We start from the raw sequence: 290 nt of genomic DNA, 5'->3' as shown, positions 1-290 counted from the left end.
GTGCTCAAGACCGGGGCGGCGTATCTGCCCATCGACCCGGCGCTGCCGCGGGCACGGGTGGAGTTCATGCTTGCCGACGCCGCGCCGGCGGTCGCGGTGAGTACCACGGGGCTGGCCGGGCGGTTGGCCGGGTATGGGCTGCGGGTGATCAATGTCAACGATCCCGCGATCGACACCCAGCCCGCCACGGCATTGCCCGGTCCCGCGCCGCAGGACATGGCGTATCTGATCTACACCTCGGGCACCACCGGCACCCCGAAAGGGGTGGCCATCACCCACCACAACGTCGC

1 protein-coding gene is annotated in these 290 nt (G+C 70.3%); it reads left to right on the top strand.

Translation table 11 applies throughout. The features are described 5' to 3' along the window. Nucleotides 1-290 (top strand): AMP-binding protein (locus tag F0Q45_RS27160; RefSeq protein ID WP_149656717.1); only part of this gene is annotated, 290 nt, incomplete at both ends.

Origin of the sequence: Mycobacterium simiae, assembly GCF_008370645.1 — a bacterium.
Lineage (GTDB): Bacteria > Actinomycetota > Actinomycetes > Mycobacteriales > Mycobacteriaceae > Mycobacterium > Mycobacterium simiae_A.
Note: the sequence above shows the minus strand (reverse complement) of the source record. Positions and strands in the feature narration are given on the sequence as shown.